This window comes from Actinopolymorpha sp. B17G11, assembly GCF_040196095.1.
Taxonomy (GTDB): Bacteria; Actinomycetota; Actinomycetes; order Propionibacteriales; family Actinopolymorphaceae; genus Thermasporomyces.
On record NZ_JBEFTW010000006.1, the window covers coordinates 161,895 to 181,605 of the forward strand.

General features: G+C 71.1%; 16 protein-coding genes. 11 read left to right on the top strand and 5 right to left on the bottom strand.

Annotated features, from left to right (window positions below; all coding sequences use genetic code 11):
• Nucleotides 1-26: 26 nt before the first annotated feature.
• Nucleotides 27-1,223 (bottom strand): damage-control phosphatase ARMT1 family protein, encoded by a 1,197-nt coding sequence (locus tag ABN028_RS09210; RefSeq protein WP_349696294.1) that lies wholly within the window; start codon nucleotides 1,221-1,223, stop codon nucleotides 27-29.
• 160 nt (nucleotides 1,224-1,383) lie between these two features.
• On the opposite strand from ABN028_RS09210, the gene ABN028_RS09215 reads away from it, so the two are divergent.
• The 6 genes from ABN028_RS09215 (at nucleotide 1,384) to ABN028_RS09240 (ending at nucleotide 8,945) form a co-directional block, all read left to right on the top strand.
• A complete protein-coding gene (locus tag ABN028_RS09215) occupies nucleotides 1,384-2,871 on the top strand; it encodes an FGGY-family carbohydrate kinase (protein ID WP_349326059.1) in 1,488 nt (495 codons plus the stop codon).
• A gap of 277 nt (nucleotides 2,872-3,148) precedes the next feature.
• Nucleotides 3,149-3,793, top strand: a complete 645-nt coding sequence (locus ABN028_RS09220) for a histidine phosphatase family protein (RefSeq protein ID WP_349326060.1) — start codon at nucleotides 3,149-3,151, stop codon at nucleotides 3,791-3,793.
• A 109-nt stretch (nucleotides 3,794-3,902) separates the two neighbouring features.
• Nucleotides 3,903-5,081 (top strand): 2-hydroxyacid dehydrogenase, encoded by a 1,179-nt coding sequence (locus ABN028_RS09225; protein ID WP_349696295.1) that lies wholly within the window; start codon nucleotides 3,903-3,905, stop codon nucleotides 5,079-5,081.
• On the top strand, nucleotides 4,997-6,529 hold the full coding sequence (locus ABN028_RS09230) for an FGGY family carbohydrate kinase (protein ID WP_349696343.1): 1,533 nt from the start codon (nucleotides 4,997-4,999) through the stop codon (nucleotides 6,527-6,529). The genes ABN028_RS09225 and ABN028_RS09230 overlap by 85 nt, the downstream gene beginning before the upstream one ends.
• Nucleotides 6,526-7,218 (top strand): class II aldolase/adducin family protein, encoded by a 693-nt coding sequence (locus tag ABN028_RS09235; protein ID WP_349696296.1) that lies wholly within the window; start codon nucleotides 6,526-6,528, stop codon nucleotides 7,216-7,218. The genes ABN028_RS09230 and ABN028_RS09235 overlap by 4 nt, the downstream gene beginning before the upstream one ends.
• A gap of 2 nt (nucleotides 7,219-7,220) precedes the next feature.
• Nucleotides 7,221-8,945 (top strand): glycerol-3-phosphate dehydrogenase/oxidase, encoded by a 1,725-nt coding sequence (locus tag ABN028_RS09240; RefSeq protein WP_349696297.1) that lies wholly within the window; start codon nucleotides 7,221-7,223, stop codon nucleotides 8,943-8,945.
• A gap of 231 nt (nucleotides 8,946-9,176) precedes the next feature.
• Here ABN028_RS09240 and ABN028_RS09245 read toward each other — a convergent pair whose 3' ends face one another.
• From ABN028_RS09245 to ABN028_RS09255, 3 genes are read right to left on the bottom strand one after another with little or no spacing between them, the layout of a single operon-like run.
• On the bottom strand, nucleotides 9,177-10,100 hold the full coding sequence (locus tag ABN028_RS09245) for a sulfotransferase family protein (protein ID WP_349326065.1): 924 nt from the start codon (nucleotides 10,098-10,100) through the stop codon (nucleotides 9,177-9,179).
• Nucleotides 10,101-10,130: 30 nt separating this feature from the next.
• Nucleotides 10,131-10,574 (bottom strand): nitroreductase/quinone reductase family protein, encoded by a 444-nt coding sequence (locus ABN028_RS09250; protein WP_349696298.1) that lies wholly within the window; start codon nucleotides 10,572-10,574, stop codon nucleotides 10,131-10,133.
• Complete coding sequence (locus ABN028_RS09255) at nucleotides 10,571-11,191, bottom strand: PadR family transcriptional regulator (RefSeq protein ID WP_349326067.1); 621 nt, start codon at nucleotides 11,189-11,191, stop codon at nucleotides 10,571-10,573. Before ABN028_RS09255 ends, ABN028_RS09250 begins: the two co-directional genes overlap by 4 nt.
• A 177-nt stretch (nucleotides 11,192-11,368) precedes the next feature.
• Here ABN028_RS09255 and ABN028_RS09260 point away from each other — a divergent pair, with 177 nt between their 5' ends.
• The 5 genes from ABN028_RS09260 (at nucleotide 11,369) to ABN028_RS09280 (ending at nucleotide 18,854) form a co-directional block, all read left to right on the top strand.
• Nucleotides 11,369-12,907 carry a xylulokinase gene (locus ABN028_RS09260; protein WP_349696299.1) on the top strand — a complete coding sequence of 513 codons (1,539 nt, stop codon included), beginning with the start codon at nucleotides 11,369-11,371 and terminating at the stop codon, nucleotides 12,905-12,907.
• An 84-nt stretch (nucleotides 12,908-12,991) separates the two neighbouring features.
• On the top strand, nucleotides 12,992-14,806 hold the full coding sequence (locus ABN028_RS09265; protein WP_349696300.1) for an NAD-binding protein: 1,815 nt from the start codon (nucleotides 12,992-12,994) through the stop codon (nucleotides 14,804-14,806).
• A gap of 109 nt (nucleotides 14,807-14,915) precedes the next feature.
• Nucleotides 14,916-15,863 carry a tetratricopeptide repeat protein gene (locus tag ABN028_RS09270; RefSeq protein ID WP_349326070.1) on the top strand — a complete coding sequence of 316 codons (948 nt, stop codon included), beginning with the start codon at nucleotides 14,916-14,918 and terminating at the stop codon, nucleotides 15,861-15,863.
• Between the two features lie 129 nt (nucleotides 15,864-15,992).
• Nucleotides 15,993-17,843: a hypothetical protein gene (locus tag ABN028_RS09275; protein WP_349696301.1), complete on the top strand. Its 1,851-nt coding sequence runs from the start codon at nucleotides 15,993-15,995 to the stop codon at nucleotides 17,841-17,843.
• Nucleotides 17,844-17,849: 6 nt separating this feature from the next.
• Complete coding sequence (locus tag ABN028_RS09280; protein ID WP_349696302.1) at nucleotides 17,850-18,854, top strand: DUF8094 domain-containing protein; 1,005 nt, start codon at nucleotides 17,850-17,852, stop codon at nucleotides 18,852-18,854.
• 69 nt (nucleotides 18,855-18,923) lie between these two features.
• On the opposite strand, the gene ABN028_RS09285 is transcribed toward ABN028_RS09280, so the two are convergent.
• Nucleotides 18,924-19,595, bottom strand: coding sequence for an HNH endonuclease family protein (locus ABN028_RS09285; protein WP_349326073.1), 672 nt, complete (start codon nucleotides 19,593-19,595; stop codon nucleotides 18,924-18,926).
• Between the last annotated feature and the right edge of the window lie 116 nt (nucleotides 19,596-19,711).

Consider the following 19,711-nt stretch of genomic DNA (forward strand, 5'->3'; position numbering starts at 1 on the left):
GACTGGCATCCAGGTCCGGACTGGGATCAGCTCCGGACCTGGATCAGGGCGTAGCTGCCGCTGGTCCGCCAGTCATCGCTCGTGGCGTCGAGGGTCTCCACCGCCGACGCGGGCAGGCCGGCGACGACATCAGACTTGAGGATCCGCAGGGCGGCTACCGCGCTGGGGAAGTACGCAGTGAGCTCCTCGAAGGGCGTGGTCGGTGCCCAGACGCGATCGTCGACGAGTCGCCGGTAGTTCAGGTCTCCCTTGACGATCGTGAGGCTGGCGTCTGCGAAGTCCGCCCGCAGGTCGACGGGCATCGCGTGGAACGTCAACGGAGCACACCAGAACGGGTGCGTGGCGAGCGTGAGCCGTCCGGTCCTGATCGCCTCGGCGAGGCGCTGCCCGCGTACCGACGCCTGCCCGCGCGCCGCGGAGAGCCGGCGGAGGCAGGCGAGCGTGTCGGCGGTGGTGGCGTCAGAGACGTAGTAGGGGTACGGCTTGACGTGCAGGACGACCACGTCCGCCCGACCGGAGTGCAGTAGGTGGTCGACGAGGACGAGGTCGGGCAGCAGTTCCTGTGCCGCGTTGTCCGCGATGACACAGACTTTGCCCGGACGCGCCGGGTCGAGCAGGGTCCAGAGGCGAGCGCTGTCGTCGACGATCGTCCCCGGCGTTGCCCCGTCGGTTGCTGCGTCCGTTGTTCCGTCCGTTGCTCCGTCCGCGATCATGCGGAAGCCGAGGTCCGCGCGGTTGCCCCACAGCGCCGCCTGGAGCACGGCCCGGTCGACTTCGTCGTCGGGGAGGTCGGTGAGCTCGTCCAGCCCCGCCAACTCGGCCTCGACTCCGGCGCCTCGCAGTTCGGCGTCCTTGATCGGCGCGAACGGGTCGACGCCCTGCCAAGGACCGGGGTCGAAGTAGCCAACCGCTGCGAGGACCTTGCGGTAGAAGTAGCTCTCGGCCCACAGCCACGGCACGTCGTACCACCGTTTGCCGAGGTACGGCCGGGCCGACTCCCGCCAGCGTTCGTGGTCGCCCGCGGTGTCGTCGAGAGGCTCGATCACACCGCCGGTGGCCTGCTCGAGAAGCAGCCGCAGCCGATGCTGGTGCCGGGGTGGGTACGGATGGCTGTCGAGAACCCGGCGGATCAGTTCCGGGTGACGGTCGTGGAGAACGCTCCACGGGAACGAGCCGGGCTCGTTGCTGTGGATCGTCGGCGGTCGGTCGGATGTCTCTTGCACGAGTGGCGTCCGCACCTACTTCGATGATGGCGACTGGTGCCACCGAGGTTATTCGGCTCCTCCCACTCGACACGACCAACCGGGTCGAGTGGGAGGCGTCGGCACCCCTCCTGACCGTTACCGTTGAAGCGTCGCAGCCGTCGTGGTCAGGGAGGCCCGCGTGGAACACGGTGGTGGGTCCAGCCCGCGGACCGGGTCCGGCGGGGATCACGAGGCGATCTGGTTGGGCGTCGACCTGGGTACTCAGGGCGTCCGCGTCATCGCTGCCACCGGGGACGGGCAGGTGGTAGCGCGCGCGGGTGTCGCGCTGACGAGTGTGCGGGACGGTCACCGGCACGAACAGGACCCGGAGGACTGGTGGTCGGCGTTCATCCGTGCCGCCGGGTCCGCCACGCGCGACCTTGACAGCGCGCGGATCCGTGGCTTGTCGGTGTGCAGCACGTCGGGGACCGTCCTCTTCGTGGAGTCCGCGGGTGACGAGCCGTCGCGGCCGGTGTCGCCGGCACTGATGTACGACGACGGTCGGGCAGTGGAGTACGCCGACCGGATCGGTCAGGCGCCGGCGCCGGGATGGCTCACCGCGGGCGCCCGGCCGCAGGTGACCTGGGGACTCGCCAAGGCGCTGTGGTTGCTCGACCACGCCGACGTGCCGCGCCGGGCGCGACTCGCCCACCAGGCAGACGTCGTGACCTCCCGGCTGGTCGGCGTACCGGTCGCGACCGACTGGAGTCACGCGCTGAAGACCGGTGTCGACCTGGAGACCGGCGAGTGGCCGGTGGACGTTCTCGAGCGCTGCGGGCTCGACGCCGCTCGGCTGCCCGCTGTGGTCCCGCCGGGGGCGATTCTCGGAGCGGTCGGCGCGGGGGCCGCCGCGCTCACCGGGATCCCTGCCGGCACGCAGGTCTTCGCGGGGCTCACCGACGGATGTGCCGCGCAGGTCGCTTCAGGTGCGCTGGCAGTCGGCTCCTGGAACTTCGTCCTCGGCACGACGCTGGTCCTCAAGGGCGCCACGAAGGAGCCGCTGCGGGATCCGAGCGGTGCGGTCTACTCCCATCGCAGCCCGGACGGGACATGGTGGCCGGGCGGCGCATCGAGCGCGGGCGCGGGTGCGCTCGCGGCGGAGTTCGGCAGCGCCGACCTGGCGTCGCTCGATGAGGCCGCCGCCGCGCGGGAGCCGGCTGGGTGCCTGCGATATCCCCTCGTGGGAACGGGGGAGCGGTTCCCGTTCCGGCGCGCGGACGCGGTGGGGTTCACGGTGGGGTCGCCCCGCGATGATGCCGATCGTTACGCCGCGCTGTTGCAGGGAGTGGCTTTTGTCGAACGGTTGAGCCTGGACCACGTGCGCGGGTTGGGCGCGTCGGTCGGTACGTCGGTCCGACTCACCGGCGGGGGAACCCGCAGTGCGTACTGGTGCCAGCTCCAGGCCGACATCCTCGGTGGCGAGGTGGTGGTGCCGGAAGTGGCGGACGGAGCGTTCGGGATGGCGGTGCTGGCGGCGCGGTCGGCGTACGGCTCGCTGGAGGACGCGGCGGCCAAGATGGTGCGGATACGGGGGCGATTCGTACCCCGGGCCGAGGCGTCGGAGCGGCTGAGTGAGGCCTACGTCCGATGGCGGGCCGAACTCCGCTCCCGCGGCTGGCTGTCCTGATCGGGACGTCCGCCCAGACCCTGCGTCCCGTGATCATGATCGTGATCATGAAAGTTTTGTCGAGTATGCGCCACTTTTCCTTCATCATCACGGCGGACACTTGCGGTCAAGAAGTTCCGCGGGCGAGGTCAAAGCACGGCCGAGCCGTCATGATCACGGCGGACACTTGCGGTCAAGAAGTTCCGCGGGCGAGGTCAAAGCACGGGCGAGCCGTCATGAACACCAGTCGGGGCGCATGGCGGGCGTAGGGGTTGCGGCGACGGTCTATGGTCGATGCGTGACGAGGCGCACCAGCACCCAGGTGACCGTGTTCCTGATCCGCCACGGCGAGACGCCCTACCACGCAGAGAACCGCTATGCCGGCAGGACCGACCTGCCGTTGACCGATCGCGGCCAGGCGCAGGCGCTCGAGCTCGGCGAGTGGGCGGCGGCTGCCCGGCTGTCCGGCATCGTGGCCTCGCCGCTTCGGCGGGCGCGCCAGACCGCGGAGCCGGTGGCCAGCAAGACCGGGCTCGACCTGGTGCTCGACGAACGCCTGGTCGAGCTTGACTTCGGCGCCGCCGACGGCCTGACCGCCGCCGAGATGCGGGAGCAGTTCCCGGCGGAGCGGGCGGCGTTCGAGGCCGATCCGTACTCCCATCCGTTCCCGGGCGGCGAGGCGCCGTGTGACGCGCTGACCCGCGGGCGGGCGGCCTTGGCCGACCTCGCCTCCGGCGAACGCGGCGAGCGGGTACTCGTCGTGGCGCACGGCACCTTCCTGCGGATCGTCCTTTGCGACCTGCTCGGCCTCCCGCCTGGCCGTTACCGCTCGGCGTTCCCGGTGATCCGCAACGCCACGGGTGCGGTGTTGCGGCGTACGGCAGATTCCTGGGGTCTGGTCGCGTGGAACCCGCCGCTCGTGCTGGGGGCGCACAGCTGGTGACCGGACTCGTCGGATGACGTCGGATGACAGGGGGTCAGCGACCCGGTGACCGCGCGAGGGGGATGTGGTGATCATGAAGCCTGACGGGTCCGTGAAGGATGACGGGGCTGTGGAGCCCGGAAGTCTTCATGATCACGATCATGATCACCGGATTCTGGCGGTGGGGGATGAGTTCGTACGTACGGACCTGTTGGTGCGGGCTCTGCGGGACCGGATCGGTGCGGGACCAAGGATCCAGGAACTCGCGCTGGATTGGCCGACGACACCGTGGGGCGATGTCGCGGAGGTGACCGAGGCGGCGGGCGATGAGGACACGATGATCGACGCCCTCGCCGGAGTCCACGCCGTCGTCACCCACCTGGCACCGTTCACCGAGCGCGTCTTCGCGGGCGCCCACGACCTGCGGCTGGTCGTCGTGTCCCGCGGCGGGCCTGTCAACGTCAATCTGACCGCGGCCACCGAGGCCGGCGTGACCGTCTGCTACGCACCCGGACGCAACGCCCAGGCCGCGGCGGAGTTCGCTGTTGGCCTGCTCCTCGCGACGTGCCGCAACATCGCGGCCGGCTGCGCCGAGCTCCGCAGCGGTAGCTGGCCCGACCACTACTTCCGTTACGACTCCGCCGGCTTCGAACTGCACGGGTCCACCGTCGGCCTGGTCGGCTACGGCGCCATCGGCCGGATCGTCGCCCGGATCCTCACCGCGTTCGGCGCCCATGTCCTGGCGTACGACCCGGTCGCGCCGGCGAACGCGTTCGGTCCCGAGGTGGAGCGGGTCGACGTCCTCGCCGATCTCCTGGCGCGGTCGCGCGCGGTGAGCCTGCACGCGCGGCTCACCCCCGAGACGACACATCTGATCGGTGCCGCCGAGCTGGCAGCCATGCCCGAGGACGCGGTGCTCGTCAACACCGCACGGGGTGGGCTCCTCGACTACGACGCACTCTGCGACGCGCTGGACTCCGGCCACCTCGCCGCATCCGGTCTCGACGTCTACCCGGCCGAACCCCTCCCGCCGGACTCGCGTCTCTTCACCACCCGCGGCATCGTGATGGCACCGCACATCGCCGGCTGCAGTCGCGAGGTGGCCGAACGCGCGGCCCGGATCTGTGCCGACGAGGTGGGTAGGTGGCTCGCCGGCGAGCCACCGCGGCACTGCCCCAACCCGGACGTGCTGGGGGCCGCCACGGGAGCTATCTCGGCGACGACATCGGTAACTCGGGCAGCCAGGCCGCGAGGTTCGACACCCATGGTCGCCAGCGCCCGGGCGCGACCCACACCGCACAGGTCGTGAGCCCGCGGCCGGGGTGGTTCGAGCAGGACATGGACGACGTCTTCGCGGCGGTCGCGGGCGTGATCGGGCAGCTGGTGGGCGGCGGCGCGGCGCCCCCGGAGCTGATCGCCCTCACCGGGCAGGGCGACGGCGTGTGGCTGGTCGACGCCGACGGTCACGCCGTCCGTCCGGCCGTGTCGTGGATGGACGCCCGCGCCGCCGGGATCGTCGACCGGTGGCAGGCCGACGGCACGGTCGAGGCGGCGTTCCGGCGTACGGGTGGGGCGATGTTCCCCGGGTCACCAGGGCCGGTGCTCGCCTGGCTCGATGCGTACGAGCCTGACGTTCTCGACCGAGCCCGCACGGCGGGTTACTGCAAGGACATGGTGATGCAGCGGCTCACCGGCCTGCGGGCGACCGACGCCTCCGACGCGTCGCAGCCGTTCCTCGATCCGGCCACGAGGACGTACGCACGAGACGTTCTCGACCACTGCGGCCTCGCCCACCGGGCAGACCTGCTGGCGCCCGTGGTCGAACCCGTGCCGGCGGCCGGTCTTACCGGGAAGGCGGCGACGTTGCTCGGCCTGCCGGAGGGTACGCCGGTCACCGCCGGGCCGTTCGACCTGCCGGCCTGCGCGCTCGGCTCCGGCGTCACCGCACCCGGCCAGGGTCACCTCATCGTCGGCACCACCCTCGCCTGTCAAGTCATCGTTGACACCCTCGACCTCTCCGGCGAGGTCGCCGGGCTCACGCTCGCACTCACCACGCCCGGCCAGTGGTTGCGGGCGATGCCGGCGATGGTGGGTACGGCGGCGCTGGACTGGATCCTCGCCCGCGTCGGGGTTCCCCATGCGGAGGTCGACGACCTGCTCGCGGAAACGGAGCCGGGTGCGGGTGGGGTCGACTGCCTGCCGTACTTCTCGCCGGCGGGGGAGCGGGCGCCCTTCGTCGAGTCGGGTGCACGCGCCCGCCTCGACGGGCTCACCCTGCACACGTCGACCGGCGAGCTGGTACGTGCGGTCTGCGAGGGCATCGCGTTCGCCGCCCGACACTGCTTCGAGGCGGCCAGCGCCGGTGGGACGACCCTGCAGGAGGTCACGTGCTGCGGCGGCGGGACCCGGAGCCGGCAGTGGCTGCAGTTGTTCGCCGACGTCCTCGGCCGGGAGGTCCGGGTCGCCGCCAAACCGGAGGTGGGAGCCTATGGGGCAGTACTCGCCGGGCTCGCCGCAATCGACACTGGGGTCGACACCGGCGTCGACACCGGCGGATGGACCGAGCCGGCCGCCGTCGTGCAACCCGCGCCCGCGTCGATGGGTGTCTACGCAGAGAAGTACGCGCGATACCTCGCCGCCGTCGGCCGGGCCCGCACGGAATGGAAGGAGCGTTCGTTGACTCATCCGTCCGACGCAGTTCGCGGCGACCCTGCTGGCGCCGACGACCAGCCCGGCGCATCTGGAGGTCCGGCATGAAACTGGAGCGGGAGCGCGCTGAGGTCGTGCGGTACGCACAGTCGCTGCGCCCCGACGGCCTCGTGGTCGGTACGTCGGGCAACCTCAGCATCCGGGTCGGCGATCTGGTCGTCGCGACGCCGAGCGGCCTCGACTACGACGCCCTCACCCCCGAACTCGTCTGCGTGTGTGACCTCGAGGGCCGGCTCGTCGAGGGGCCGCTGGAACCCACCTCGGAGATGCCGCTGCACCTGTCCGTCTACACCACGACCGCCCACCAGGCGGTGGTCCACACCCACGCGACCGCCGCGGCCGCGGTTTCGCTGCTCGTGGACGAGTTGCCGTCGATCCACTACCTCGTCGCACTGTTCGGCGGAGCGGTCCGCGTCGCGCCCTACGCGACGTACGGCACTCCCGAACTCGCCTCCTCGGTGATCGAGGCCCTCGAAGGACGGACCGGCGCCCTGATGGCCAACCACGGGACGGTGACGGTCGGCGCGAGCCTCGCCCAGGCGTACACCCTGAACCACTACCTCGAATGGCTGTGCGAGGTCTGGCTGCGGGCCTCGACCGCAGGCGGCGCGATGGGCCTGCGGCCGCGCGAGCTGCCACCGGAGGAGATCGAGCGGGTGATCGCGAAGTTCGCGACGTACGGCCAGGCCGTCCCGGTGGACCAGGCTGAGCCGTCCGGCGAGACCAGCGGCGGGTGAGGATGGACCGGTCCCGCCTCTCCGCCGCTCGCCGGGAAGAGCAGCTGCGGACGCTTGGCGCCCGCAGCTTCGACCTCGCGGTCGTCGGTGGTGGCGTGACCGGTGCTGGCGTCGCGTTGGACGCCGTGGCCCGCGGGCTCACCGTGGTGCTGGTCGAGGCCGACGACCTGGCGAGCGGTACGTCATCGCGATCGGGCAAGGTCTTCCACGGCGGGCTGCGCTATCTCGAACAGCTCAACTTCGGGCTCGTCCGGGAGGCCCTGCTCGAACGCGACCTGATGGTCGAACGGCTGTGCCCACACCTGGTGGAGGCCGAGCCGTTCCTCTTCCCGTTCACCCGACACTGGCAGCGTCCGTACGTCGGGGCCGGTGTCGCGTTGTACGACCTGTTCCGGTTGAGCGGCTCGCGCAGCGTGCCGGGGCACCGGCACCTGCGGCGGCGGGCCGTCCTCGCCGAGATGCCCGCGTTGCGGCCGGACCGGATCACCGGCGGGGTGCAGTACCACGACGTGCGCGTCGACGACGCCAGGCACACGATGACCGTCGCCCGGACAGCCGCGAGTCTCGGCGCGACGATCATCACCCGGGCGCGCGTGGTGGCGACCATCCGCGAGGCCGGGCGGGTGCGGGGCGTACGCGTCCACGATCTCGAGTCCGGCCACCACGTCGATGTGTCGGCGCGAGTCGTCGTCAACGCCGCCGGTGTGTGGGCCGACGAGGTACAGGCGCTCGCCGGTCAGCAGAACCTCATGGTGACGGCGGCGAAGGGGGTCCACGTCGTCGTACCCGCCGACCGGATCGAGTCGCGTACCGGCCTCATCGCGAAGACTCGCGACAGCGTCTTCATCATCCGCCGGTGGTTCGACTACTGGCTGATGGGGACGACCGACACCGCGTGGGAGTACGACCGGGACCGTCCACTCGCGACCAGGGCCGACACCGACTACCTGCTCGACCATGCCAACCGCTGGCTGCGGCGCAAACTCACCTACGACGACGTGGTGGGCGTCTATGCCGGTCTGCGGCCCCTCCTCGCCCGTACCGGGGGAGGTGCGAGCGGCCTGCTCGGCACCGACTCGACCGCGGCGGTCCGGCGGGACCACACCGTGGTCGAAGGACCGCTGGGCATGGTCACGGTGGTCGGCGGCAAGTACACGACGTACCGGCTGATGGCCCGCGACGCGGTCAGCGCCGCCGCCCGCCCTCTTCGTCGTACCCTCCCGGCGTCCACCACCGACCGGCTGCCGCTGCTCGGTGCGGTGGGGTTCGAGGCCCTGCGGCACCAGCGGGAGGCGTTGGCCCGCGAGGCGGGTCTCGACGTGGAGTGGATCGACCACCTGCTCGGCCGTTACGGCACCCTCGTCACCGAGGTGCTCGACCTCATCGCCGACAACCCGGCCCTCGGCCGGCCCCTGCTCGGTGCGCCGCACTATCTCGCCGCGGAGGTCGTGTACGCGGTGCAGGCCGAAGGTGCGCTCCATCTCGTCGACGTGCTGGCTCGCCGCACGCGGGTGTTCATGGAAACCGCTGACCGGGGTACGCATGCGGCGCCGAACGCGGCCCGGTTGATGGGCGAGGTCCTGGGTTGGGACGACACGCGGCGGGGCGAGGAGATCGCGGCCTATCGCCGGATGGTCGACGCCGAGCGCCGGGCCGCGGAGATGCCGACCGACGAGAAGGCCGTCGAGACCTGGCGCTCTCTCGCGGATTCGCCGGAGTCGACCTGATCCGTGATCATGATCGTGATCATGAAGAGTCTGCGGATCTCCCATGATCAAGAGGCGGAAACCGGGCGTTTGAGGCCGGCAAAAGCCCCGTAAGTGACTCTTGATCATGGACGCCGCCGGGTGCTGGACTCCTGGCGGAGCCACGACGCCGCTCCGCGCGTGGACCAGCGCTGCCGCCCGCGCGTGGACCAGGACGGCCCGTCCCGCGTGGACCAGTACGGAAGAGGCGTGTCAGTAGCCGTAGCGCCAGCGGGTGGGTGCCGTGAGCGTGGACACGACGAGCCGCCGCACCGGGTCGAGATCGTCGCGCCACCTCGTGTCCGCGCGTACGGCGACCGCGCCGGTGGTGAACCGCATCGGGTTGCCTGAGACCGCGTGGCTGCTGGACAGCCGTGCCACCTGGTCGGCACCCAACGGCACCGCACCGCGATGACCGGCGAAAGCGGCGACTGCCCGGAACTCCTCGACTGGCCTCGCGGCGAAATCTTCGTACCGCACGCGGCGGGTCGGCACGCCCCGACGGGCGAGTGCGGCGAAGACGGAGTTCTGCGCCATCCACTGTGCGGCGGCCACGCCCGGTGAGTACCGCGCCATCTCCTGCTCGGGGCTGGTTGCTGTCGCCTCCGGTCGCCGGACCTGCTTGTTCCAGGCGTACGCCACCGCCCGCGGATCACGCACCACGTGGACCACCTGGAACCGCGCGCCGTAGCGCTGCCACAGGCACGCGGCGAGGGAACCGTGCTTGCTGGCGTCCACGACGACGCCGCAGCCGCTGACCGAGGCGATCGCCGCGTAGAGCCGGTGGTACAGCTCGGTGTAGCGGTCGATCCTGGCGGCGAGTTCGCGCGGCGGGCGCGCGCGCAGGAGGGACGGAACGAAGCGCATCCGGTCGACCGAGTCCTTGAGGGCGAGGATCTCGCCGGCGTCGACGCGATCCCATCCGCCGTAGGCATGGTCGCCGACGGCGCGCCAGAACCCGCAGTCGCCGAAGGGTGCGCCACATCCGCAGGCTTCGTTGTCGACCAGGCTTCGCCGCCACATGTGCACGACCTCGCCGACCGAACACACGCCGGGCAGCTCGCCGAGGAGCCGCTCGACCAGCGTTGATCCTGACCGGCCCATCCCGCCGACGAAGACCAGCCGGAAATCATCCACGAGCAGGCATCTTGCCATGCCGACGTCGGCTCACAGGCGTTCGATGCGGAACACCCCGCAGTGCGGCGCGGCGGCCTCGAAGCCTTCAGGGGTAGGGCTCTCGACCGTCCCCGTCTTGAGGAACATCGTCACGCCCTGGGGCACCTTCACCGGAAACTCGCGCAGGATCCGGCCCCGCTCGTCCACCGGCAGCTCGGTCAGCCGGACCGTCTCGTGACGACGCCCACGCGTGAGGACCCCCTGGCCTGCTGCCCGAGCGTTCTTCGCCCAGTCGCCGTCCACCTGACCGGCGACGACGTAGCGCTGCCCGTCGACGGTGTACGGCGACACCGGGGTCGTGCGCGGCGCCCCGGTGCGGCGGCCAGGCACGGTGAGGAGGTGCATTGTGCCGAAGGGGAGGCCGAGCCGTTGGAGGCCGATGATGATCTTGTTGGCCCACTTCAGCCAGGGCGGGGGAAACGTCGAACTGCTCATGGGTTCTCCTTGTCGCTAGGTGTGGCGGACGTCTCCGCTCGCTCGGGCCCATCGATCCATGGAAGGGCCCCTTCGCGTATTGCGTCCACGATCTGGCGCAGCCAGTGGAGTTCCGCTCGGCGCAGAACCTGGGCGTACTCCACTTCGAGGAGGACGACGCGGGCGATGCCGGACTCGCGCAGCGGCTCGAGTTGGCGGTCGGTCTCGTCGATCTCGGCGTGCAGGGAGTCCGCGCGCGCGTCGAGCAGGTCGGCCGCGTCGCCCGCGGTCACGTTGAGGATGTGGGCCAGGCCGGCCGCGAAGACCGGGTACTCCTGCGCGGGGACGCCGACGTACTCGCGGACGAGCGCGTCCAGTAGGTCGCGTCCAGCGTCGGTGATGGCGTAGGCCGTGCGCTCAGGCCGGCCGCCGGACCGGCTGGTTTCCACCGGCTCGACCAGTCCGGCCCGATGGAGGCGCCCCACGCTGTCGTAGAGCGAACCGCCGCGCAACTTCACCACCTCGCCGATGTGGCGGGCGCGGACGAGCGCCTGCAGCTCGTACGGATGCCGCGGTTGTTCGCGGAGCAGGCTCAGCACGGCCATGGTCAATGGCGTGCGGAGAGCGCGGAGCGACATCGACGATCTCCCTTCGCACCTTGCCGTGACGGTGACGTTGACGTTAGTCGAATTCGGTTAATCGATATCGACTATACGTCCGAAGGCGGCGCGCGGACAACCGGGGCGGCGGTCCGGCGGCATGCTGGTGCGTACATCCGGCTGGTGATGTGGTCCCGGAGCGGAAAGCAGGGTGGGATGGTCGGCGACAGGGTCCACAGCGACGGTGTGATCGGAGTCGACATCGGGACGACCGGCGCCAAGGCGGTCCTGGTCGACGACGCCGGGCGGGTCCGTGCCGAGGCCGGCGAGGAGTACCCCACCCGGTACCTCGAGCCGAACGGCGCCGAGCAGGACCCCGACGACTGGTGGGCCGCGACCTGCCGGTGCGTACGGGTGGTCCTCGGTCGGTCCGGCGTCGACCCCGCGCGTATCGGCGGGATCGGCATCAGCAGCCAGGCCCCGAGCGTGGTCGTCGTCGACGCGGCGGGTGTTCCCGTGCGGCCCGCACTGCTCTGGCTCGACCGGCGTGGGCAGCCCGCCTGCCGGCAGCGCGCGGACGCCGCCGCAACGGTCGTCTCCACGACCGGCAACCGGATCGACGCGTACTTCGCGGCTCCCAAGCTCGCCTGGCTCCTGGCGAACGAGCCCGGGATTCGGCAGGCAGGCGCCGGCGTCCTGATGGCCAACGGCTATGTCGTACGCAGGCTCACCGGCGTGGCGGTCTGCGACTCCGGGCACCTCGGGCTGACCCTGCTCGGGGACCTCGACACCGGCCAGTGGTCGGCCGGCATGGTCGACCTGTGGGGCGTGCCGCCCGCGTGGCTGCCCCCGGTAGCGGAACCGACCGACGTCGTGGGAACGGTGACGAACGACGCCGCGGAGGCGACCGGACTGCTCGCCGGTACGCCGGTGGTGGCGGGTGTCGTCGACGGCGCGGCGGCCAGCCTGGAGGCGGGACTCGCCCACCACGGCGACGTCTGCGAGATGACCGGCCAGTCGACCGTCGTCAACGCGGCAGTCGAGGCGAAGCGCCTCCGCCGCGACCGGCTCGGCACCCTGAGCGTCCTGCCGTACCCCCTGCCCGGCCACCATCTCGTCTACGGCTCCATGGTCGCGACGGGCGGGATCCTGCGCTGGTTCCGCGACGAGTTCGGCGACGCCGAACCTGCCCCCGACGCGTTCGCCGCTCTCGACGCTCTCGCCGCGACGGCCCCGCCCGGTAGCGGCGGCCTCGTGCTCCTGCCGTACTTCCTGGGCGAGCGCTCGCCGCTGTGGAACGCCGACGCGCGAGGTGCGCTGGTCGGCCTGTCGATGGCGAGCCGGCGGGCCGACGTCGTCCGCGCGATCCTCGAGGGCACGGCGTACGGTCTCGCCCACAACCTCGAGGAGCTGGGACGGCTCGGCCTGCGGCCGGGTGTGCTGCGCTCGGTCGGCGGAGGCGCCCGCGGAACCACCTGGACCCAGATCAAGGCCGACGTCACGGGCCTGCCGATCGACGTGCCGAAGGAGTCGCGTGGCGCGCCCGTCGGCGCCGCACTGGTGGCGGCAGCCGGAGTCGGGCTCGTCCCCGACCTGGCCGCGACGGTGCGTTCCCGGGCCGCCGGCGTTCTCCGGCACGTCGAACCCGATCCGGCGCGTCATGAGGTGTACCAGCGCTACTACGCGGTCTTTCGGGACCTCTACCCGGCACTCGGTCGTACGTTTGACCAGCTCGCCGACCTCCGCGTCACCTGAGGACTCCGAGCCGGAAGCTCTAAGATCGTTTCGCCGCGTACCGACACGGGAGGGTTCGAACGGGTGCTGACGCGACTGCGACGCATGCTTGACCTTCAGACCAGGACGCGGAACGGCATCGTCGGACGGGTCCGCGACCGTGGCCGCGGCCGCACGCAGGAGCCCGCTGCGGAGCGTTCCGACACCAGGAAGGCCACCCGGACGACCGGCCACTACGTCGTGTGTGGCTCGGACAGCACCGCCGCGCGGATCACCACCGAGCTGCTGGCGGTCAACGAGGCCGTGACGGTGATCGTCCCCGACGCCGACTCCGACCATGCCCAGGAGATGGCGGCCATGGGAGCGACTCTCGTCGTCGCCGCGCGACCCCACGAAGCGGCGCTGCGGGAAGCCGGGGTCGAGACCGCGCAGGCGATCGCCCTCGTCGCGCCCGATGATCTCGGCAATGTCCATGCCGCCTTGACCGCGGAGGAGCTGAACAAGTCGATCCGGCTGGTCGTCCACATCGTCAACCCGCGGCTCGCCGAGTTCGTCGAAAACCTGGTCGCCTGCGAGGCCATGTCGGCGGCGGACATGGCCGCGCCGGAGTTCGTGGCCGCGGCGTTGGGGGAGTCCGAGATCCAGTCGATGACGGTGGGTGGGCGGAAGGTCGTCGCGGGGCCGGCCGAGCTCCTCGCCGACCCGCCACTGACCGGGCTCGCGCGGACATCGGACGGTCGTACGGAGCTGTTGCCGAACGAGCACGCCGACCTGGTCCTTGCCACCGGAGTCCGGCGGAGGCCCAGGCGGGTGCATCCCCGACTGGACGACTTCCTCACCGACCTGCGGCGGGTATTCGACGCCCGCCTCCGGCTGGTCGCCCTGTTCCTGGTCGCTGTCATCGCCGTGGGCAGTCTGCTCGTGCACTTCTGGCCGCGGAAGCAGAACCAGGAGATCGAGTGGCCCGACGCCATCTACATCGCCGTCTCGACCGTGACTTTGACCGGTTTCGACGACCCGCGAACGTCCGGCGCGACCACCTGGGTGAAGCTTTTCGCGGTCGGTGTCCAGCTTTTCGGGCTCGTGATGGTGTCGCTGGTGACGGCAGCGATCGTCGACGCGTTCGTGGGGGCCTCACTGGCGCGGTCGCTCGGCGTGCTGCGCGGCCGGCCGCGCGGGCATGTCGTGGTGTGCGGGCTCGGCACGGTCGGCACCAGGGTCGCCGAGTTGCTCCACGACAGGGGCTTCAACGTCGTCGCGGTGGAGGTCGATCCTGAGAAGCCGGGCGTCCGCACCGCCCGCGCGCTCCGCATCCCCGTTCTCATCGGCGATGTCAGCCAGGACGCGGTGCTTCGCGAAGCCCGGCTTCATCGCTGCCGAGCGCTGCTCGCCGTCACGAACGACGACGTGGCCAATCTGCAGGCCGGGCTGTACGCACGAGCACGCAACGCCGATGCCCGCGTCGTCCTGCGCCTCTTCGACCACGAGTTCGCCGGACGGGTCCAGGACCGTAAGGGAATGGGCTTCACCACGCGAAGCGTGTCCACGCTCGCCGCTCCCGCGTTCGCCGACGCGCTGCTGGAGCGACGGGTCGACGCGGTCGTGCCGGCCGGGCGGCGGGTGATCGTCGTCACCGAGGTGACCATCCGCGACGGTGCCTCCGTCGTCGGTGACCTGCTCGGCGACCTGGTGGAGCCGCAGATGGTCCGGTTCCTCGCCCACCGGACACTCGCCGGGGGGTGGAACTGGGATCCCGCTCTCACGACGCCGCTGCGCGCCGGCGACCGCGTGGCGGTCGTCACCAGCCGCGCCGGGCTGGCCCGCGTCCTGCTGGCCGCCAGGCCCGCGCGGCAGCCTTCGGCCTCATCCGCCGCCGACCAGGACGATTCGCTGAGTTCCGACATCCACGCTGAGGCATGAGTGGTGCCGCCTCGCCGGCGAGGCGTGACCAGCGGACCCGTCCCTGCCCAAGCGCATGGATGGGGACCTCCCGTGGCAGGGAGAAGTCCAGTCGGGAAGAATCGCCCTCATGACGTCCGAGAGCTTCTCGCGCCCCGGTGCCGTCGACCTGTCCGGCCTCAGCGCACCAACAGGCTCACCGGGAGCGACGACGGGTCAACCCGGTGCGCCCGGCCAGGGTGCTGCGGGTGGCGGATACGTCGTCGAGGTGACCGAGGCCAACTTCCAGACCGAAGTGGTCGAACGGTCGGTCACCGCACCTGTCGTCCTCGACTTCTGGGCGACCTGGTGTCAGCCCTGCAAGCAACTGAGCCCAGTGCTCGAGCGTCTCGCGACGGAGTACGCGGGACGCTTCCTGCTCGGCACGATCGACGTCGACCAGAATCCCCGGATCGCCCAGGCGGCCGGGGTCCAGAGCATCCCGCTCGTCGTGGCCGTCGTCCGGGGTCAGCTCGTGCCGTTGTTCCAGGGGGCGGTGCCCGAGGGGCAGGTCCGGCAGTTCATCGAGGAACTCCTTCGACTGAGCGAAGGTCAGGGTGCCGCCGGTACGCACCAGCCGGTCGGTGGCGCACCGGTCGAGGATGCCGGTGACGAACCCGCCCGCGACCCGCGATACGCCGATGCCGACGCGGCCCTGGAACGCGGCGATCTCGACGGGGCCGTCGCCGCCTTCGAACGGATCCTCGCTCAGGCACCCAGCGACGCCGAGGCAACCCGTGGCCTCGCCCGCGCCAAGCTCCTGCGGCGGGTTTCGGCTCTCGGCTCCGGCGCCGAGGTCCGGGCGGAAGCGGCGGCGAAGCCTGACGACGCGCGCGTCCAGTGCGCGGTCGCCGATCTCGACGTGGCCGGCGGTCATGTGGCCGACGCGTTCAGCCGGCTCGTCGACACGGTCCGGCGTACGACCGGAGACGACCGCAACGTCGTCCGGCTGCATCTGCTGGAGCTGTTCGAGGCCGTCGGGCCCGAGGACGAGCGGGTCCGACAGGGCCGGAAGGACCTGAGCGCCGCGCTCTTCTGACCCGCCGGATCGAGGGTCGCCGGGTTGTCCACCGGTGGAGAATCGTGCCTGACCCGACCTGGCTCGGCTTGGTTAGGCTACGGATCAGCAGGTACTTCCGACTTTGGTCACAGGGGTCATCAGGTGAGCATGCGTGCTTTGCGTGTGGCTGCCGGGATCCTGGCTGCCCTCGTCGGAGTGGTGGCGCTCGGCGTCGGCGCCGTGGTGGGTTTCTGGATCGTCGGCCCCGACGACGTCCTGAGCGCCGAACCGCGGCAGGTCGCCAGCAAGGGGCTGGCGCTCACGACCCCACCCGATCTCGTCGACTACTACGGAAGTCGCGCCGTGGTGAGGGTCGATCCCGCGATGGCGGACAGGGACGTGTTCGTCGGCGTTGGCCACGACATCGACGTCCGCAGCTACCTCGACAAGGTGGCGCAGACCCGGTTCACCGAGGTCAGCTACCCGTCGACGGTGAAAACCCAGGAGGTCAGAGGCGCTACCTCGCGCGTCCTGCCACCGACCGAGCTGGACTGGTGGACCGCCCACGTCTCGGGTCGCGGCGCCCAGACGCTGGAGTGGGAACTCCCCGACGGTCCCTACGACCTGGTGATCATGGCCGCCGACGGCACGCCCGGTGTCGACGTGACCGCCACGTTCGGATTGGAGATCAAGGGCGCCTTCGCAAGCTCGCTCGCCGTGGCTGGCGCAGGGATGGTGCTCCTCGCTGGCGCCGGTCTGCTCTTCCGATCCCTCCGGAAGGATTCTGCGCTCGGCAATGACGTGCTGTGGGAGGACCGGGAGCTCTGGGAGAGCAACGGCTACTGGGGATCACCCGAGCGGTCGGTGCCGTTGGCGGAGCTCCCCGGAATACCGGCAGACCCCCGCGCCGTGCCTGCCCACGCATCCAGCGCGCAAGGCACTGCGCGGAGCGCCCCCGCTCATCCCGGGCAGGGAGGGCACCCCGGTCACCAGGGAGGGCACCCCGGTCAGCAGGGACAGGGGATGCCGACAGGACCCTCGGCGGCACCACCCCCGGGCAGCGCGTGGCCGCCGCCGGGGGTGTGGAATCCCGACAGCCGGCCACAGCGCATCTCGGGCGGCTCCGCGACCGTTCCGCCCTCGCCTTCCTCAGCGCCCGCAGGGCACAACGGCAGTTGGCCGCCGGCGCATCGCCACCCTCCTGATCTGCCGGGGAGGCCGACGGACCCGCAACACCACATCCCGCGGAGCGCACCTCCGCGCACGCCACAGGGCGCGCCTCCCGGTGGTCCGACCGGCTTCAGCGAGGCGTCCGCCCGACTTCCCTGGCAACCGCCGAGCGGGCCCAGCGAACTGAGCGCCCCCGACGGCGTTGGCGGACCGAGCGGGGTTGGCGGCGTTGGCGGGCCGAGTGAGGTTGGTGGACCGAGTGAGGTTGGTGGACCGAGTGAGGTAGGTGGACCGCGTGAGGTAGGTGGACCGCGTGAGGTAGGTGGACCGCGTGAGGTTGGTGGACCGAGCGGGGGCGCCGACGTTGGCTGGTCTGGCCCACCGGCAAGCCTGACTGCGCCCGACCAGCCGACTGCGCCTGGCCGGCCGAGCACAGCCGATGGTCCGGGTTGGCAGGGCGGACCGCAGGGAAGTGGGCAGGGCGGACCCCAGGGAAGTGGGCAGAGCAGACTTCAGGGAGGTGGGCAGAGCAGACCTCAGGGAGGTGGGCAGAGCGGACCCCAGGGAAACGAATGGTGGAGCGCTGCACGTGGCGCACCCACCTCGCCAGCTTCCCGTGCACCGGAAGGGCCCGACTGGCGGCCCCAGCGAGGACCTGCAGCTTCGCCGACGCCCGATCTGTCGGACTTCCCGGCGTTCGAACCGGATCTCTCCGACTTCCCGTCCTTCCCGCCCGTCGACGCCAGCGGGCACGGTTACTCCCCGCCCGAGGACCGTGCGTACGACGACGACCGGACCACCATCGACGCCCTGTTGCGGGGCGACGCCGACCGGGCGGAAGGTCGGTGACGGAGGATGCCTGACCGGCGCCCCCGGCCCGTCCGCCGTGCCGTCCCCCTCGGTGTCCTGCTGCTCGCACTGGCCGCGAGTGCGGGCTGCGTCTCGCTGCCCGAGACCAGGACCGGAAGGTCGCCCGAGTGGTCACCGGCGAGCCAGGACAAGACGATCGGGTTCCTCCAGCGGTACGACAAGATCAACGCCAAGGCGAGCGCCGCACGCGATTCCGACCTCATCGAGTCGATCCAGTCCGGCCCGCTCCTGACGGCGAGCCAGGCCCAGTTCCGGATCGCCAAACGGCTCGACCCGGACGACAAGAATCCCGGCGCGGCGGTCAGCCACAGCGATCCACGGGCCTACCTCCCCGCGTTCGAGGGCTACCCGGTCTGGTACTTCGCCGTCTCGAAGGTCGCCGGCGAGGGCGACACCGCCGTCGACCTGGTCATGCGCCCGACCGCGGGATCATTGTGGCGGAAGGCCCAGTCCGTCGTCCTCGACGACGACGCGGAGGTCCCGGAGATCCTCGACCGTGACAGCGCTGCCGTCGTGGTGCCTCCGGGCGAACGAGAGGGCCGGGCCCGGGCACCCGCCGAGGCGGCGGCCGCCTACGCGGCCTTGCTCGAGGAGGGGCCGGAGGCGCCCCAGGCACCGGCGTTCGTCCCTCATCCGGACACCGAACGCAGCCACCGCGCCTCCCAGCAGAACCGCAGCCAGGCCAACGCCTTCACCTACGAGCAGGAGTTCTCCGTGACGTCGGTGCGGGCGCTCGCGACCAAGGACGGTGGCGCGCTCGTGCTCTTCACGATGACGGAGGCGGAGAGTCTCGCGATGCGCAACGCGAGCCTGGAGTTCGACCAGGACGACGCCGTCGCCGCCTACACCGGGCTCGCCAAGGGGGAGGCGTTCTTGCGTACGTCATGGATCTGGCAGGTGGTCGCGGCGGTCCCGACGCAGGACGCCGAGGACATCAGGGTCCGCATCCTCGGCACGGAGCGTTCCCTGGCGTCGGCTGACATGAAGTGACGGCCCGCCTCCCGACCGCCTCCCCAGCCCTCCCGTACGCGAGGGAACGCACCCGACCGCAGTGACCGCTCAGCAGGAGCCGAGCAGTGACTGCAGGGCCTGCTTCTCGGCACTGTCCACGGTGAGCCCGTAGCTGCTCTTCACCCAGATCCACTCCCGGGCGTAGATGCACCACGTGTTCTGGTTCGGTGGTATCCACTCGGCTGGGTCCTTGTCACTCTTCGAGGCGTTACTTGACGCGGACACGGCGATGAGTTGGGCGATCGAGAGGTTGTTCGCGAACTCCTGCCGCCGCGTGGTGGTCCACCCGCTGGCACCGGACCGCCACGCCTCGGCGAGGGCGACGATGTGGTCGATGTCGACGTCGGATGAGTCGGTGACCCAGGTCGCGTCGTAGACGCTGTACCACTGGCCCGAGGTGGGCTGGCAGGACGAGTCGACGGCGACGCCGGTCCCGTCCCGCTGGAGGACGACCTCACGGGTGTCGCATGACCCGCTCTGGTTGATCCAGTGCGGGAAGAGGTCGCGGTCGTATCCGTCGGACGATCCCTCCGGAGCGACCGTGAGCGCGGCGAGCATCGACGCGGCCTCGCCGCCGCTCGGCGGGGTGGGCGGGTACGCCACGGCGGACTGCTGGGTGGACAGGACGAGCGCCACGCTCGCCAGGACGACGGCGAGGATCGCCGGCCGCTTGCGGGGACTTCGACGGGCTGGGTCGGGACCTGATCGCCACCTGGACACGGCTGCCACCTCCGGGCTCATCGCCATCGCGGATCTCGCGAACTGATGCGGTGTCTTTCGGTGTCTCGGGTTTCTCATCCCAGTTTGGACCGTTTGCGGGTGAGCCGGAGGAACGC

Coding starts and splice junctions, on each gene's coding strand:
- ABN028_RS09260 (WP_349696299.1), top strand. CDS start 11,369: ATGGTCGGCGACAGGGTCCACAGCGACGGTGTGATCGGAGTCGACATC.
- ABN028_RS09280 (WP_349696302.1), top strand. CDS start 17,850: ATGCCTGACCGGCGCCCCCGGCCCGTCCGCCGTGCCGTCCCCCTCGGT.
- ABN028_RS09270 (WP_349326070.1), top strand. CDS start 14,916: ATGACGTCCGAGAGCTTCTCGCGCCCCGGTGCCGTCGACCTGTCCGGC.
- ABN028_RS09250 (WP_349696298.1), bottom strand. CDS start 10,574: ATGAGCAGTTCGACGTTTCCCCCGCCCTGGCTGAAGTGGGCCAACAAG.
- ABN028_RS09265 (WP_349696300.1), top strand. CDS start 12,992: ATGCTTGACCTTCAGACCAGGACGCGGAACGGCATCGTCGGACGGGTC.
- ABN028_RS09275 (WP_349696301.1), top strand. CDS start 15,993: ATGCGTGCTTTGCGTGTGGCTGCCGGGATCCTGGCTGCCCTCGTCGGA.
- ABN028_RS09235 (WP_349696296.1), top strand. CDS start 6,526: ATGAAACTGGAGCGGGAGCGCGCTGAGGTCGTGCGGTACGCACAGTCG.
- ABN028_RS09255 (WP_349326067.1), bottom strand. CDS start 11,191: ATGTCGCTCCGCGCTCTCCGCACGCCATTGACCATGGCCGTGCTGAGC.
- ABN028_RS09240 (WP_349696297.1), top strand. CDS start 7,221: ATGGACCGGTCCCGCCTCTCCGCCGCTCGCCGGGAAGAGCAGCTGCGG.